This window comes from Mycobacterium sp. Aquia_216 (assembly GCF_026723865.1).
Taxonomy (GTDB): Bacteria; Actinomycetota; Actinomycetes; order Mycobacteriales; family Mycobacteriaceae; genus Mycobacterium.
The window spans coordinates 4,084,887-4,101,327 of the sequence record NZ_CP113529.1; the positions used below are offsets into that span (position 1 = coordinate 4,084,887).

The 16,441-nt window shown below is 63.5% G+C and carries 14 protein-coding genes; 3 read left to right on the forward strand and 11 right to left on the reverse strand.

Annotation, left to right across the window (positions count from 1 at the left end; genetic code table 11):
* Nucleotides 1–36 precede the first annotated feature (36 nt).
* The gene (locus tag OK015_RS19135; protein WP_268125447.1) at nt 37–1,029 is read right to left on the reverse strand and encodes an acyl-CoA dehydrogenase family protein; all 993 of its coding nucleotides are present in this window, start codon (nt 1,027–1,029) and stop codon (nt 37–39) included.
* On the reverse strand, nt 1,026–2,156 hold the full coding sequence (locus OK015_RS19140) for an acyl-CoA dehydrogenase family protein (RefSeq protein ID WP_268125449.1): 1,131 nt from the start codon (nt 2,154–2,156) through the stop codon (nt 1,026–1,028). The genes OK015_RS19135 and OK015_RS19140 overlap by 4 nt, the downstream gene beginning before the upstream one ends.
* Nucleotides 2,157–2,356: 200 nt before the next feature.
* Between OK015_RS19140 and OK015_RS19145 the strand changes: the two genes are divergently transcribed.
* Both OK015_RS19145 and OK015_RS19150 read left to right on the forward strand, forming a co-directional pair.
* On the forward strand, nt 2,357–3,142 hold the full coding sequence (locus OK015_RS19145) for an SDR family NAD(P)-dependent oxidoreductase (protein WP_268125450.1): 786 nt from the start codon (nt 2,357–2,359) through the stop codon (nt 3,140–3,142).
* Between the two features lie 103 nt (nt 3,143–3,245).
* Nucleotides 3,246–4,031, forward strand: a complete 786-nt coding sequence (locus tag OK015_RS19150) for an enoyl-CoA hydratase/isomerase family protein (RefSeq protein ID WP_268125451.1) — start codon at nt 3,246–3,248, stop codon at nt 4,029–4,031.
* A 22-nt stretch (nt 4,032–4,053) separates the two neighbouring features.
* Here OK015_RS19150 and OK015_RS19155 read toward each other — a convergent pair whose 3' ends face one another.
* The 7 genes from OK015_RS19155 to OK015_RS19185 form a co-directional block, all read right to left on the reverse strand.
* Nucleotides 4,054–4,725, reverse strand: a complete 672-nt coding sequence (locus OK015_RS19155) for a TetR/AcrR family transcriptional regulator (protein WP_268125452.1) — start codon at nt 4,723–4,725, stop codon at nt 4,054–4,056.
* A complete protein-coding gene (locus tag OK015_RS19160) occupies nt 4,674–5,246 on the reverse strand; it encodes a TetR/AcrR family transcriptional regulator (RefSeq protein ID WP_268125453.1) in 573 nt (190 codons plus the stop codon). Before OK015_RS19160 ends, OK015_RS19155 begins: the two co-directional genes overlap by 52 nt.
* 106 nt (nt 5,247–5,352) lie before the next feature.
* Entirely contained in the window at nt 5,353–6,198 is an 846-nt protein-coding gene (locus OK015_RS19165) for a tyrosine-protein phosphatase (protein WP_268132902.1), read from the reverse strand.
* Nucleotides 6,132–8,894: a PEP/pyruvate-binding domain-containing protein gene (locus tag OK015_RS19170; RefSeq protein WP_268125455.1), complete on the reverse strand. Its 2,763-nt coding sequence runs from the start codon at nt 8,892–8,894 to the stop codon at nt 6,132–6,134. Before OK015_RS19170 ends, OK015_RS19165 begins: the two co-directional genes overlap by 67 nt.
* A gap of 16 nt (nt 8,895–8,910) precedes the next feature.
* Nucleotides 8,911–10,611: a phytoene desaturase family protein gene (locus OK015_RS19175; protein ID WP_268125457.1), complete on the reverse strand. Its 1,701-nt coding sequence runs from the start codon at nt 10,609–10,611 to the stop codon at nt 8,911–8,913.
* A 242-nt stretch (nt 10,612–10,853) separates the two neighbouring features.
* Complete coding sequence (locus OK015_RS19180; protein ID WP_268125459.1) at nt 10,854–11,537, reverse strand: TetR/AcrR family transcriptional regulator; 684 nt, start codon at nt 11,535–11,537, stop codon at nt 10,854–10,856.
* Nucleotides 11,538–11,604: 67 nt separating this feature from the next.
* Nucleotides 11,605–13,161 (reverse strand): AMP-binding protein, encoded by a 1,557-nt coding sequence (locus OK015_RS19185; RefSeq protein WP_268125461.1) that lies wholly within the window; start codon nt 13,159–13,161, stop codon nt 11,605–11,607.
* Nucleotides 13,162–13,366: 205 nt separating this feature from the next.
* Between OK015_RS19185 and OK015_RS19190 the strand changes: the two genes are divergently transcribed.
* Nucleotides 13,367–14,620, forward strand: coding sequence for a cytochrome P450 (locus tag OK015_RS19190; RefSeq protein WP_268125463.1), 1,254 nt, complete (start codon nt 13,367–13,369; stop codon nt 14,618–14,620).
* 11 nt (nt 14,621–14,631) lie between these two features.
* Here OK015_RS19190 and OK015_RS19195 read toward each other — a convergent pair whose 3' ends face one another.
* Nucleotides 14,632–15,402 carry an enoyl-CoA hydratase-related protein gene (locus OK015_RS19195; RefSeq protein WP_268125465.1) on the reverse strand — a complete coding sequence of 257 codons (771 nt, stop codon included), beginning with the start codon at nt 15,400–15,402 and terminating at the stop codon, nt 14,632–14,634.
* The gene (locus OK015_RS19200; protein WP_268132904.1) at nt 15,393–16,418 is read right to left on the reverse strand and encodes an NAD(P)H-dependent flavin oxidoreductase; all 1,026 of its coding nucleotides are present in this window, start codon (nt 16,416–16,418) and stop codon (nt 15,393–15,395) included. Before OK015_RS19200 ends, OK015_RS19195 begins: the two co-directional genes overlap by 10 nt.
* Nucleotides 16,419–16,441: the final 23 nt, after the last annotated feature.

Here is a 16,441-nt window from a genome sequence, read left to right on the forward strand (position 1 = left end):
GCTTGCCTCCTGAAGTTGCGCCGGCACCGCTGCCGGCTAAGCCGAGATGCTTTCCCACAGCTGAATTTCGCCTTCGTCTCGCACCCGTGTCCCGAGCCGGCCGCAGTAGGCGAATTCCGACTGATCGGCATCCCGCAGCGCCCACAACTTGCTGGTGTAGCGATGCAAGTCGTACTCGGCGGTGATGCCCACCGCCCCGTGTAGTTGGTGCGACGTCCGTGCCACCAGGGTCGCCGCGGTCGCCGCGGTGATGCGAGCCGCCGACACAGCGCCGAACCGGTGCGACTCGGGCGTGCGAGCACCCGCGCATGCCGCCGTTGCTCGGTCGAGCGCCGACTGGGCGAACCTGGTACGCACCGCCATCTGCGCCAGCGCGGTCGACACGGCGGGGATCTTTACCAGCGGCGCACCGAACTGCTCACGCTCAGTCACGTACTTGCGGGTGAGTTCGTAAGCCCCCCAAGCGGTGCCGAGCAATGCGGCCGACCGTGCCAGTGCCAGTCGGTCGATGACCTGCGCGACACCGGGTCCGCCCGATATGTGCGCGGCGGAGGCGCCGGCAAGATTTACCCGCGCATCGGGCAGGTCGGCGATGTCGCGGCTGGGCTCCACGGCAACCGACTCCCCCGCCAGCGGGACGGTCACGACCGAGGATGCCGTCACGATCACCAGCCGGGCAGCTCGATCGGCGAACGGGACCTGAGTGAGGTTGGCCGTGACGACTTTTGACGAGACATCCAGCTCGGGAACTACGACGATGGTGTCGAAACCTTCACCGCCGGATACGGAGTCAACGGCGTACGAGGTCGTGGACGCCTCGACGATCGGGGTGTTCAGTCCGGCGCGTGCCAACTCCCGAACGACGACCACCAGGTCAGCCAGGCTCCCGCCCGAGCCGCCTTTGTCCTCGGGCATCCCAATTCCGGCGAGTCCCAGTTCGCAGAGCTGGCCCCATACTGAACCCGGATCGTTAGCGTCCGCCGCGAGGTTGGTGATGAGGTCGGTCAATTCGCGGGCGAATTCACTCATGGCCTGGTCTCGCTTTTCGTCACGATCGAAAGCAGGACATCGGAGGCGCCGCCGCGGAGGGTGAACCCGGGTGAAGCCAAAAGCGCTTCCGCCAACGGATCGGTGCGCGAGGTCGGCAGCCCCACTCGTCGGGCGAATTCGATGACGTCGTTCTCGAACTCCGTGCCGAGATACTTCAAACTCGCCGCCTCCACGACAGGTGCGCGTCCAGCATCCAGGGCGTTGGCAATCTCCCAGCATTGCCGTCGTAGCGTAGCCAGGCGGGCGATCAGCGCGCCGAGTTCCACATCGTGACGGTCATCAGAGGTCCGGCGCAGGTGGTCAAGTGTTTCGGCCAGCAGCGGATACGTGCTCAATACCCGTTCAGGACCGCCTCGTTCGAACGACAGTTGCTCGATCACCTGACGCCAGCCGTTTCCCTCGGTCCCGAGCAGTCGATTCTGGGGAACAAAGACGTCGGTAAAGGTGACCTCGTTGAAATGGTGCTCCCCGGACATGTCAACGATCGGCGAGACCTCGATCCCGGCAGTGGACATGTCCACAACGAATTCCGACAGCCCTTCGTGCTTTTTGCCGCTTGAATCCGTGCGCGCCAACAGGTAGGCGTGTGTCGCGCGATGCGCGACACTGGTCCATATCTTGCGACCGGTGACCGACCAACCGCCGTCGACCTTCTTCGCAGTCGTGCGCACGGCGGCTAGATCCGAGCCGGCCTCCGGCTCACTCATGCCCAAGCAGAAGATGTAGTCGGCGCCGATGATGCCCGGCAACAATTCCTTCTGCAGCTCAGGGGTGCCGTGGCGCAGGATGGCCGGACCGATCTGACGATCAGCGATCCAGTGGGCCGCGACGGGCGCTCCGGCGCGCAGCAGCTCCTCGGTAACCACTAGGCGTGAGCGAGCGTCGAGTCCGCCCCCTCCGAATTCCACCGGCCAGGTGATGCCGATGAGCCCACGCGCGGCGAGCGCGCGACTGAAATCCAGATCGAAGGAACGCAGCCAGCAGTCGCTGCGCGGCGTGTAGCGGTCCTCCGCCAGCCACGAAGCGGTCAGCTCACGCACCTGTTGACGCAGCGCGACGAGTCGCTGCGTCGCATCGTCATCGGCTCGCAGGTCATGTTCCGTCATAGAGGCAGTGTCCGTCATGCCCGCGGGCCCGTCTCCGAGTGGCGCACGGACGCCACCATAACATTTTGAGTTTAGACGTCTCAAATCAGTGCGGGACGGGCCGGCAACTAGGCAGTAACCTAAAGCCACTAGGCTGGCGGCTCTAGGTTGGCCAGCTCAACTCCCGGAGCGCGACGACAGAAATGGCGATGGTGCCCATCATGAACCCGCCCAACAGGTTTCCGCTTCCGCACGACTCGGTCGACCTCAACGGTCAAGTGGCGTTGGTGACGGGCGCCAGCGCCGGACTCGGACGCCGCTTCGCCACGGTGCTCGCCAATGCCGGTGCGGCCGTGGTGGCGGCCGGCCGCCGCCTCGAACTCCTCCAGCAGGTCGCCACGGAGATCAGTGCGCGCGGACACCGTTGTGCAGCGGTGGCGATGGATGTGTCACGGCCCGCCGGATTGAGCGACGCGTTGGATCGTGCCGAGCAGGAATTCGGGACCATCACGACCCTGGTCAACAATGCAGCGATCCCGGATGCCCAACGGGCACATCGGATGTCGCTGGAGTTGATCGATGCGGTGATCGACACCAATCTGCGCGGGCCATTCGTGCTGACCTGCGAGGTTGCTCGGCGCCTGATCGCCGGAAAGCTACCCGGGCGGATCATCAACCTCTCGTCGATGGGCGCATATCACTACCAGGGCGACGGCGCCGCGCTGTACTCGGTAACCAAGGCAGCCATCAACCGGATGACCGAGACGCTCGCAGTCGAGTGGGTCCGCTACGGAATCAATGTCAACGCGATCGCGCCCGGCGCGTTCATGACCGAGATGATGGAAGGCCGGATCGCCCGCGTGGGCGATTTCACCGACGACCTGCCGCGCAAACGCATCGGAGATCCAGCCCAACTCGACAGCACGCTGCTCTACCTGGCCGCGCCGGCCTCGGAGTTCGTTACCGGGACCATCGTCAAGGTCGACGACGGGCAATTCCCCCGTTGAGACACGTTCGCGCACCAACGAATTGCGGGCGTTCGATAGCTGCTCGGCCGGGTTATACAAACAGTGCTTGATTAACTGTGTCCGAGGTCAGTACGCTCCGCACATGACCATCCGTCATGGCGATCTTCGGCTGGAGCGAGACGGCGACGTGGCCGAGATCGTATGGGCGGCGCACGCACTCAACTTGTTCACCCCTGAAGTTGCCGACGCGTACGACGCGGTACTGGACGATCTTCCGGACGGCGTACGCGCGCTGATCCTGCGGGCCGAAGGCAAGGTTTTCTGCGCCGGGGTCCGGGCGCAGCAATTCACCACGATGGACGCGGCCGCGGGCACTGAGTTCAGTCGACGCCTGCTGGGCCTGATTCAGCGCATCGAGCAGCTGCCGCTGCCCACCATCGCCGTGGTCCACGGATTGAACCTCACCATCGGCCTCGAACTGACGTTGGCGTGCGACTTCATCTGGGCGGCTTCGGAGGCGAGCATGGGGCTTGTCGAGGCCCAGGTGGGCATCACCCCCGCCGCCGGGGGCACCCAGCGTCTTGTCGCACGCGCCGGGGTGGCGCACGCCACCGAAATGGTCATCACCGGGCGCACCTATGACTCCTGCTTGCTGCACGACTGGGGAGTAGTCGACAAGGTGCTGCCCGGACCCGAGTTGCTGGCCCAGGCCCGCAAATTCGCCGCGGAACTCGCGGCAGGACCGACGATGGCGACTGGGATCGCCAAGCAGATCATCACGCTGGCGCGCGATCGCGGGGTCGCGGCCGCCGACGCCGCCACACCCGACTTGGCCGGACCGGTCCTCAGCAGCGAAGACGCCGCGATTGGCGTCAAAACACTGCTCGCCCATGGACCGGGCGCTAAGCCCGCTTTCCGCGGATGTTAGGCGAAAACCCTGTTGTCCGTGTCTATTTCGCGGTCGGCTTAATGCCGTAGACCAGAGCCAGGTGTTGCGCCACTAGGGCATCGGCGGTGGCCGCAGAACTGGCAAAGCCGTAGGCGCCAACCATCGTCGCATGCATCGCACGCTCAGCCGACCAGAGCGCCATCGATGCGGCCGTGCTGCTCGGCACAGCGGTCACGACCAGTCCAGCCCGACGATCCTCGTCGATCGCGGCGGCGAGCTGCTCAGAGAGGCCGGTCATGAAAGCTACGAAGATCTCCCTGAATTCGGGTATCCGTGGCCATTCGAGCAGCATATTGCGGGCCAAATGCCGGTGACGACCGCCGCGGACCATCCAGCGATCGACTGCTTTGCGCAGCAACGGCGTTCGGCGCACGCTGGCATCGTGGATCGCGGCCATGACCTCATTGCCGATTTCGTTGAGCGCACGACCGACGAGCGCGACGAATGCTTCATCGCGGCCGCCGAAATGTTGGTAGAACGTGGTGCGAGACGATAGGCCGGCTTCGGCGAGAATGTCAGTGACGGCGATTTCACCCAGCGGACGGTTTTCCAACGTGCGCTCGAGTGCGTCGAGGATCGCCTGGCGGGTTTGCGGATTGCCATTCTTGGTTTTCGTCGCCATCAGGTAGCCGCGCTCTGCATGTCGACTTCGCCGTATATTGCCGCGGTCCACAGTACGATCAATGCATTTCCGGCCGCTTCGACAGTCGGAACCGCGGGATCGAGTCCGCGCAGCCCCAGATAGAGCAGACGTTCGGCCGACCACACTAGGACGCCGGCGACAGCGTCCGCCGGCAGCCCGCGGGGTGCCGTCCCGTTCCGCCGGTCTCCCTCGATCTTGGCGGCGACTGCTTGGGTGAACCGATCGAGAAATCCCACCCAGGACTCTTTTAGACCATCTGCCGCGTGCATGTTCTCGATCATCGCGGCCAGCAGCGGACCGTGCGTGGTCCACAAATCCACACCGCTGCGCAGGCCACGCTGCAACAGCGCCGGCGACGGTTCCCCATCGCTGTCAGTCCACGCGTCGAGCAGGTGATAGATCTCATCGAGCACCGTCTCGGCCAAGGAGGCGACCACGTCGTACTTCGACGAAAAGTAATAGTAAAACGCCGCGCGTGACACCCCGGAAGCCTGCAGGATCTTCTCCACGCTCACTTCGTGTAACGGTTGGTCGGCTAACAGACGCTCCATGGCAGAGAAGATCGCCGTCTCAGGGGTACTGCCACCTGAGTGCTCGCGCCATCGCCGATGACCCCGGTTTTCCTTCATTCACGTAAGGGTATCGGCGCCGCGCGGCTTATTCCGCCTTCGGCGCATCGAGCGGCAGGACCATCGTGCCGCGCAGACGATTGATCGTGGCCGGCGCTACCCCCGCAGCGATGAGATACCCCTCGACGCCATCGTAGGTGTTGTCGATCCAGGTCAGGGCCGCCATGAGCGCATCTGGCTGAGGCTCGAGGATGTACCGGAAGCCAGGGGTAACCTGATGACTCGCCGGCAAAAGCCCCAGTAGCCGATCTCCGACGAGCGTCGGGTTGGGAGCACACCGAACGTACTCGGCCAAAGCCACTTCGCGTGATACGCCCAGTGTTTCATGCAACAGTGCTACCAAGACCCCGGTGCGATCTTTACCGGCAGCACAGCCGACACCGACAGGTAGTGGCGAGTCCAGTGCGGAGATAGCCGCTGCCAACTGTGAGCCGTGATTCTTGACCACTTCCCGATAGACACGCTCCATGAAGGCGCGCGCACCTTCGACTGAGCTTGGCACCGAGGCCAGTTGCGCAACCGTTGCGACGTGAATCGGGATGTGTCGGTACTCGATCGACCGCCGCAACGCGAAACCTTGCATGACCGAACGGTCTTCGGTCGATCCACGAAGGTCGACGATGGTGCGCAGCGCTAACGTGTCCAACGCATCGAGATCGTCGTCGGAAACCAACGAACCCCCAATACGGTAGACGTTACCCGGCGCGACCAGCCCTCCCGTCGCAACCCGCTGCCCGCCTATGTCTTGGAACGACGGCCGGCCGGAAGCCGTCCCGATTTCCGATCCTTCGTGGCGTGCATTCGCGCTCAGGAGACACCTTCCAACGTCAGTGATGGTTCGCCGGTGAGTGGCTGAGAATCGGCAGTCGCAGATACGTCGGCATCGTGTATGACAACCTGACCGGTGTCGCCGTGCACGGTGATGGTCGCACCATCGGGGATGCGTTGCATCGCCGAGGCGACTTGCACGGCGGGCAGCCCATACTCCCGGGATAGGCATGACGCGTGGGACAGCATGCCTCCGGTCTCGGTGACCACGCCACCGACAACCACGAACACCGGTGTCCAACCCGGATCCGTGCTGTTGCAGACCAGAATCTCCCCGGACCGGACGATGCCGATCTCCTTTTGCGTGCGCACGACGCGCGCCCTGCCGGTCACCGTGCCGCGGCTGGTCGGGATTCCCTGTAGCGGGCCGTCCCCGACCGGGACTTCTTCGACACCGACATCGACTGCTCGGCCATGACGCATGAACAACGGCAAATTGGCGATCTTGTTCTCGTTGCGTTCCCAGTTATGGCGGCGCGCAGCGATCTTCGCGTGTACCAACGGCATACTGGCCCGCTGGTCGAGGACCTCGTAGAACTCGTCCTTGGTGAGGAAGAAGTGATCGTCTTCACCGGCCAGCAGACCGCGTTCGCGGGCCCGCCGCGCAAGCTCGCCGAGCACCAGCTTCGTCGACAGAGTGAGGCGATCCAGGCTCCAACGCTGGTCGTCGCGCAGCACGATGAAATCGTGGATGTAGGCGACAAGCGCTTTGAAAGCATCGGCTTTGAGGGTGCCGAATGGCTGCTCCCGCAATGCCGCGACAACCGTCGCGACAGCGGCCTCGCGGCGCGCATTCACCGCTTCCTCGCGGACCTCCGGGTCGACCGGGTCATCGACCGACAGGAGTGTTTGGAAATTGCGGTAGTCGATCCACGGGTCTTCTATCCGTCGCGGGAAGATCAGGTCACGATCGGCGTGGCCGCGGAATCCACTGTCCTCGAGGAACTTCGAGTAGCTGGCGAGGAACTCCTTGCCCTCCGGCAGTTGGGCGAGGTGTTCGAAGAACGCCGGGCCTTCATGCTCGTCGAAGGCGTCGCGCAGCACCGGTGTGGTGCGGATTCGTTCCGCCAACCGCCACAGCGCGGCATTGTCGATCAGGGTGCGCGACGGCCGGGTGGTGCCAGCCAGCAGGTCGTGCGCGATCAAAGGGTCACCCGCATACCACTTTTGCAGCAGAATCGGCAGCAAGCACAACGCGTCACGGGCATGCTGCAGGAACAAAAACCAGACGTCCTCGCAATAAGTCGCCTCGGCCTCGTTGAACCGGCGAATGTATTCCTTCAACTCTTCGTCCGACAATTCGGTCAACACAGGAAGATTCGACGGGTGCCAACTGGTACTCGCGATATATTCGCGGCACTTGACCTGGCAATTGTGCGGAGCGTGCTGTCCTCCGAGGAACGCGATGCGCGCCTGCAACTGCAACCACTGCATGATATTGAAGTCGGCGTTGAGAACGTCTTCCTGCCACGCCGGCGGGATGAAATTCAAGTCCGGCAGCAGGGCCCGAAATGCTTTCGGGGTCGTGCCCGTGACAACCTCCCGATCGAGGTCGCAGTTGTAGTAGACCTCGGCTTGGTAATACCGCAGGTACGGCTTTTTGGCGGCGCCCTCCAGGCCGCGGCGGCGATTGGTGAACTCCTCCCCCCGGGTCATCGAGTAGGCCCGCAAAGAATAAAACATCGGCGTTTTGGCGCCGGTCCAGTTCGAGTCGGCCCAGGCCCTTGTCCACGTGGTCTCAGGGTCGAATTCGAGCCACTGCCACTGGTCGACGTCTGCGTCCCAGGAGAACTCGACGCCGGTAATCGGCCGCGACTGCAGCAGATAGAAAGTCCCCGCGGCATAGGCCCATTCGATGTCCTGAGGGATGCCCTCGTAGTAGGCGAGGACACGCTGTCCCAGCCGCGCCAGATCGCGAACCTGCCCGTCGTCGAGGCAAAACCGCTCTCGGTCGACGAAGCTGACTGCTTCTTCAACCGCACCGGAACGCTTGATGTGATCGCGGACGAACTTGCGTTCCTTGGATCCCAGCTGTCTGCCGATCACTGTCAAATCGCGTTGAGCAACGGCGAATTCATCGGGATTCACCTGCCCGCCCACCACCGCTTCGCCGAGCCCCCAACTAGCGTTGATGACGAACTCATCGGTGGCGGCAGTCAGCGGATTACCTGTGAACAGCACGCCGGCGACCTCAGACTCGACCATGGCCTGGACGACGACCGCGATGCTCGCCCCGGAATGCGCGATGCCCTTGTCGTGGCGGTAGGCGGTCGCGCGCGCATTCCACATTGACGCCCAGCAGCGTTTGACCGCCGCGATCACTTCGTCTGTCCCGCGGATGCTCAGATAGGTGTCGTGCAATCCGGCGAAAGACGCGTCGGCGAGGTCCTCCGCCGTTCCCGACGAACGCACGGCCACGAACGTGTCGCCACCCAGCTCGGCGTATGCGCTTTCCAGATCGGACGCCAGTCCGGCAGGGAGATCGGCGGCCTGGATACGTGCGCGGATTCGGCTTGTCCCGGATTCGACGGCCTCTGGGTCGGCGAAATCAATGTTGTCGAGGACGTGATCGATCTCGCTCTGCAGGGTGGCCACGAACGATGTATACGCCTGGGTACTCAGGGTGAACCCCGGGGGAACCCTGAACCCGGCTGCGGAAAGACGGGCCAAGTTGAGCCCCTTACCCCCGACGCGTTCGCTGTCGGTGGCGTCGGAGTCGTGGAACCAGATGATGGTCGACATTCGAGAGATTTCCTTTCTAGCCGACGGTGACGTTCGACGTGCTTACCGCGGTGGATGAGCCGGATCGCGGTGCCGATCGAGCAGGCAGCAATCGGCGAATCAGCCGATCCTTCTGCAGCTTGCGGATCATGGTGCGAGCCGCAAGCTGGCCGGGGAGCCCGCAGATGCCTGCGCTCGGATGCATTCCTCCGCCTCCCAGAAAGAGCCCATGAACTGGAGACGCGTAGTCCGCCAAGCCTTGTGCGGGCCGAAGCGGGCCAAAGCGCATCAACGACGGATCGACGTGGTACACGTTGCCGTCGCTGACGTTGAATCGCGTTGCTACGTCGCCCGGGGTGAGCACGGTGTGGTCGATGATCAGTTCTTCGATCCCGTCGTAATAATCCGCACAGTCCGCGAGGATTGCGCCCCCTACCCGGTCGCGCACACTCTCCCACGGTTCACGGGATTGGTTGGGTACGACGCCGCTCCAGATCCACAGCGTGTCCTGCCCCGCAGGCGCTTGTGTCGGATCAATCGCCGTCGGGATCACCGAAAGAAATGGTTGGCGCTCAGGCCAATCGCCTCTCACTGCCCGGTCCCATCCGGCAACATGCTCCTCGAACGTGTGCCAACACGTCACCGGCTTACGCAGGTCCAATTCGTCCCTGCGCCAAGCGGTATGCCGCGGTAGCTGAAGTTGACCGCGGAGCGCCACGTTTACCTTCATATGGCCGGCACCGGTTGTGGTTGTCGGGATGTGGGCCGCAGCGGTCTCCAATTTGGGCGGCAACGTTCCTTTGCGCAACAAGCGGTCGAGCGCCTGCTTCGGATCGCAGGCAGCGAGCACCGCGTTCGCCTGGATCTCTTCACCGCTGCGGAGTTTGACGCCGACGACACGATCGTTTCGGCAAACGATCTCTTCAACCGGCGCTGAAGTCCGCACCCGACCCCCGTGGGCAACCAGGCATGCTTCCAGAGCGCTTGGTAGAGCACCCGTTCCACCAACAAAACGCGAAGAGTTGGTCCGATGGACAAGCGCTACATAGATCATTCCCCACGCGGTTCCATCGCGTCGCATCCAGTCGAACGTCGGCATCTGCGCGAGACTGCCTCGCACAAGCGGAGTTTCGAATGCTTCGTCGATGATCTGGGCATGCGATACCGAAAAATATCGACTCAGCGCGATACTGGTTTTCGGGTGGCGGGCCATGTTTCGCGCGCCCTTCAACATCTCCTTCACGCTCGGACGCGTGGGATGCGAGGCCATGTAAGCCAGCATCGCGTCCATCATCACGTCGAGCGTTTCGGACATGTCCAGCCACGCCTGAGCATCCTTTTTCGAGAAGCGACGGAGCTCGTCAGAGGTGCGGACCGGATCGCGCCAGATGGCGAGTGACTCGCCATCAGGTCCCAGATGCAGGTGCTGGGGATCGGCGACGATTTGGCGAAACCCGTACCGCGCAAGGTCCAAGTCCGACTCGATTGTGGTGGCGCGGAACAGCGACGCCTGGACCGCTCCCTCGTTAACCAGGTGATCGGGTGCACCCGGAATGGTTGCGTAAGTGGAGGTCATACCGCCGATCGCCGGCGATGCCTCCACGACCAGCACGTCATACCCGGCCTTCGCGAGATAGCAAGCCGCCGTAAGGCCATTGTGGCCGGCACCCACTACAACCACGTCGGCACGCTCGTGACCGCTATCGCTTCTTTTCATTCCCGCTCCTGAACTGTGCATGCCGATCCGGCGCTGGTGTACACACTATTCATACATAGTGCACACCAGTGGGTCAAGTCACACATTTCGCCGACGGACGGCGCGGGCGCGATCAGCGGGTGATGCAAACAGCGCGAGACCGCGCTGTTTGAAAGGCGTTGTTAATCAACCAATATCGCCGTAGGCGATGGAAATAAGCGGATTACCGACGACGCCTGCGCGGCAGGCCGGTCGAGTCCCGGGAGCGGTTCGTGCCCGCGGTCCTAGGTCCGCTTTCCGCGACCGTTAGCGCCGGTTTTGTCGTCGACTTGGGCCGTCGGCAACCACCTGGCCTGGCGCACCTTCACCGCCGCATCGATGGCATCCAGAATGCTCGATGTAACGAGGTCGAAGATCTCTTCGGAGGACAGACCGCTCTCCGACATCGCTTTGGCCAGCGCCGGGTATTTGTCGGAATCGATATCGTGCTGATCCTCGGGAGAATAACCCTGCGTGTCATGCAGGGCACTGCCAATAGCGAACAACTCGAGCGCGTCGAGCAGGGGCATTACCGCCGCGCTCGGCACGCCCTCGGCCATCAGCCGCTCCGCCGAAGTGTCCAACATCCGAACACCCATCCCGAGCGACCGCTTGGACACGATCAGTGGTACCAGTCCGGGGTGTTCGAGCAACGCATTGCGCAGATTGCGCGCGTTTTGCGAAAGCCAGTGCCGCCAGTTGTCGTCCGATTCTTCGGGCGTACGAACCTTGCTGAGCGCTAATTCCGTTGCCCCAACCAGTATTTCGTCCTTGTTTTCAAAATGATGGTAGAGCGACGCGCCGTTGACGCCGAGTACATCGGCCAGCCGGCGGATACTCAGGCCCGCCAGGCCGTCCTCGTCGATGATGGTGAGCGCCGCCTCGAGAACTTTGCGCCGTGAAATCAACGCGACCTTGGGCCGTACCATGCCGTTCGCCTTCCGGGAATGTGTGGTTTCAGATTAACCAAACACCGCCGTCCCCGGCGGCCGACACTCATTGCGCCGAGACGCTTGACGCCGGCGACCCGTACCGCTTCTTCAAATCGGCCTTGGGCAGCTTGCCGGTCACGTTGCGCTCGAAAGGCTCCACCGCCACGAACTCTGTCGGCACCTTGTACCGCGCCAGGCGCTCGCGGCAGTACTCTGCGAGCACGTCGCAGTCCAGCTCAACGCCACAACTCAGCACGATCAGCGCCCGGCCGACCTCACCCCAGCGCGCGTCGGCGACGGGGATGACGGCAGCGTCGGCCACGTCAGGATGCTCTTGCAGCACCCGCTCGACCTCTGCCGGATAGACGTTTTCACCACCCGACTTGTACATGTCCTTGAAGCGGTCGACCATCGTCAAGAATCCGTCTTCGTCGCACTTGACCGCATCTCCGGTCCGAAACCAATCGCCGTTGAACGCAGCGTCATCGTCGCGCTCGCGGCGCCAGTAACCGCCCGTCACTGCCGGCCCGTTGGCCCACAGTTCCCCGGCCTCCCCAACCTCGACGTCGCGGCCGTCGGCCCCGACAATGCGAATATTGGTGTATTGCACCGGATCACCACACGAACCGAACTTCCTCAGCGTGTCCGACGGCCGTATCACACTGACGATGGGGCCCATCTCCGTTGCGCCGTATCCGGGACTCAGCGGCCAACCGCGCTCGTGGAAAGCCTTGGTGATGTCGTAATTCAAAAAGCCGCCGCCGACCTGGCCGTGGCGCATGTGACTGAAGTCAGCGTCGGCGAACTCCGGAACCCCCGCCATCACCTGATACATCACGGGTGCTCCGGAAAAGTGGGTGAATCCCTTTGCCGCGTCCCTCAGCAGTCGCACTACCTCGGCCGGGTCGAAGGCCGGCACGACCGACACCGTGCCGCCCAGGGCCAAGATGGGGTTCGTCATGCTGTTCAGCCCCGCAGCATGGAAGAACGGCAGGACTGCCAGATAGCGGCTGCCAGAGTTCAGTTCGTACGGGTCGAGCGAATTCAGCATCTGGTAATGCAGCATGCGGTGCGTACAGATCGCGGCTTTCGGGCGTCCCGTGGTTCCCGAGGTGTAGATCAATTGGATCGGGTCGGTGACCGCCACTATCGGCGCCGCACGACGGGGCGACGCGTGTTGCGTGGCAGCAACGATGTCGTACGCCGCGTCCTCGACACCGAACGATGCCAGCCGCGGAACCCCCGCGGCAGCGCCCACTCGGGCGGCCGCATCCGCCCAGATCGCGTCGTGGACGAGCACGACGGGTTCGCAGTCCGAGCAGCAGAACTCCAACTCCGGCTGCGCCAGACGGAAGTTGAGCGGAACCAGCATCGCTCCGATCCGCATGCAGGCGAACTGCAAAATCAACACCCAGGGGTGATTGGCGGCCAGCACCGCGACGCGGTCACCTCGGCCGACACCAAGTTCGTCGGCGAGCGCCCCGGCCAAGCCGGCGACCAGGTCCTCGAGTTCGCGCCACGTATGCACCGCACCGGAACGGACATCGTCGATCGCCGGCCGATCCGGCCGGCGACGTGAGTGATAGTGCACAACGTCGGTCGCGTGGTGCTCGATGCTCATCGCCGATCCCCTTCAACGTTTCGTGCGGCACATCGGGGTGCACTCATCATAACCGTATGCTGTTTGGTTGAATATGTCGCGCAATATCCGTATCGCGGAACAGAATAGGCGCGCGACGGCAACAGGAGCGAGCCGGGCAACCTTGCTATACCAAACGTCGTTTGGTACGGTAGCCAGCGTCGCCATCCGGATCGGGAGAGCCGCTGTGGATCAGTTCGACCATCACTCGCGAGATTTCGCCCAGCACTGGCGCGGCATATATGCCGACATGCGCCGGCACTGCCCGGTGGCCCATAGTGATCGACACGACGGTTACTCGGTACTGACCCGCTACGACGACATCAAAAAGGTGCTCGCCGACCCCGAAACATTTGTCAGCGGCCGCGACCTGCGGTTCGGTGACGGCACCGTCCGAGGTGGCGCGACGGTGCCTACCAACCCCGTTCGCATGGGCATGATGGAGATGGACCCGCCGGTATCCCAGGCTTACCGTAAGTTGCTGGCACCACTGTTGTCGCGCAAGGCAATTGAGGCCTATCGCCCGCGGATGCAAGAGATCGTGTCCTGGACGATCGACCGCGTCATCGACTCCGGCAGTGTCGATTTCGTGGACCAGATCGCGAATCCACTGCCCGCGATGGTGTCCCTCGACTATTTTGGCCTGTCGCTGGACAAGTGGGAGCAGTACGCCACAACCCTGCACAAGGCCGTCTACCGGGAAAAAGGTTCGGTGCGCGATCTGGTGGCGCTGGTCGACGACGTGCGATCGACCGTCGTCGAGCGGCGAGATACCGCCGGCGAACGCGGTGATCTGGTCGACGCGTTGCTGACCGGTGCGGTCGATGGCGAACCGCTCGATGACGAGATGATCACCGAACTGTTGTTCATGTTGCTCAACGGCGGTATCGACACCTCGACGGCGCTCATCGCGCACATGTTCGGCTACTTGGGCGCGCATCCCAGCGACCGCGAGAAGCTGATCGCCGACCCGGCCCGGATTCCGTCGGCCATCGATGAGATGTTGCGCTACTTTCCTCCGGGGACCGGGGTAGCGCGCACCGTCGCCAAACCCGTTGAGATCGAAGGACACCGATTCACACCGGGTGATCGCGTGTATTGCGCGATCGGTGGGGCCAATCTCGACCCCGCCGTCTTTCCGCACCCCGACGAAGTTCGTCTGGACCGCGAAAACGGCGGCAAGCATTTGTCATTCGGGTTCGGTGTGCATCGCTGCCTCGGAGCATTCTTGGCGCCGATGGAGCTGACCGTTCTGCTCGACGAGGTCCTGAATCGGATGCCGGACTACGTGATCGACCACGAGCGAGTCCGCCAGTACCCGACGATCCCGCTGGTCAACGGCTATCTGGCAATGCCCGCCACCTTCACCCCCGGACCACGCCTGCTCACCGGATTTGCCACCGCGCTACCGATCCGGCTGGAACCGGCAACGACGGCCTGAGCCGGCGCTGCTCAGTCGCCGTCCAGGTAGCCCGTGCGAGTCCGATCCAGGAAGGTTTGCCTGGCAACGGAGGCGTCTCCGAGCATATTGAGCTCGAAGGTGTAGCTGAGCTCCTGTCGATACAGCGTGCGTAGGTCACGAGCGGCAGTGTTGTTCAACGACTGCTTCATCGCGCGCACTACCCGAGGCGTCTTTTTCGCAATCGTCGCCGCGATCTCCCTGGCCCTGTCCACCGCCGCCACCACGGTCGGTTCCACGTGGTAGACGCTGCCGTAGGCGTACAGCTCGGAGATGTCGATCGGTTCGCAGGTGAACATCGCGGCGCGCATCCGCTTCTCGGGCAGCAGGCCGAGCGCCTGCACGCCACCGGTCGTCGCTCCGTTGTCGACCTCGGCGAGCACGAACTTTGTTGCGGCACAACCGACGAGCACGTCACAGGTCCCGGCCAGCAGCACCCCCACCCCGACGCAGTAACCGTGGATGCAACCGATCACCGGTACGGGGCACTCGGAGATCGCCAAGCTGGAATCCTGCGAGCCCCTTGCCTGGCCCAGGATTCCTTCAAACCCGGACAGCGACTGGACCTCCTTGAGATCACCGCCGGCGCAGAACCCGTTGCCGTCGGCACGCAACACGGCAACCCGCACCTCTTCGCGGTGCTCGTAGCTGCGCAGCAATTCGGTGAGCCGAGCCAGATCGCCGATGGTGTAGGCATTGGCGGGCGGGTGGCGCACCACCAGCTCGGCGACTCCGTCGGCATCGACCGTCTCGGTTACGGACACGCCGGCTCTTTCAACACCGACGCCGAAGCGGCCAGCAGCTCACGCGCCTGGGCGACGATGCGCGTGACGAGCTCGGCGACGGTAGGAATGTCGTGGATCGCCGCGGATACCTGCCCGGCGACCAGTAGGCCGCGCTCGACGTCGCCGTCGCGCTGGGCCACACGTATCTGTTCCTCTTCCCAAGCCTGAAACTCCTCGGGCGACAGTGACTCTCGCGCCTTGTCCAGCGCGGTGATCGCGCCATTGCGCAGCCCGCGGATCGGTGCGTAGATGCCGCCGTAGACAACGTCCTCCCACTCTTTGGCGTCGACGATGCGCTGCTTGTAGGCCTGATGCCATTGATGCTCCTGGGTGGCGATGAAGCGAGTCCCCATTGCCGCCGCGGCTCCGCCCATCGCCAGCACCGCGGCAAGCCCACGCCCGTCGCAAACGCCGCCGGACACCACCACCGGGACATCGAGGGCATCAATCACCTGTGGCGCCAACACCATTGTGTGCACACCCTTGGCGTGGGTATGACCGCCCATCTCATAGCCGGAAGCGATGATGACGTTCGCGCCGGATTCGGCGGCCTTCAGCGCGTGCCGCACCGAACCCACCTTGGCCATGTGTACCAGACCCGATTCTCGGATGGCGGAGCCGAATTCGCCGGCGAAACCCGCCGATGTCACGATCGCGCGTAACTGTTCGCCGGCCCGGCCGCCATCCCGCTTGACCGATATCGCCTCGTCGATACAGGTCCGGCTGACCAGCAACAGCTCTCCGTCAGGAGTGCGACCGACGGGCACGTTGACCGCGAAGGGCCGATCGGTGTTCGAGGCGACATACTCGATGGCACTGCGAAAACCCCTGCGCAGGAATTCTTCTGAGGTGTTGACGATACTCGGACAGCTCACGGTGCCCAGCCCGCCGGCCGCCGATACTGCGGCGGCGAGGTATGTCGTGGGCGAGGGGCCCATGCCGTCTTGCATGACCGGATATTCGACACCAACGAGCTCCTGGAATCGGCGCCACATACGGCTCACCACGGCCTCCTGGT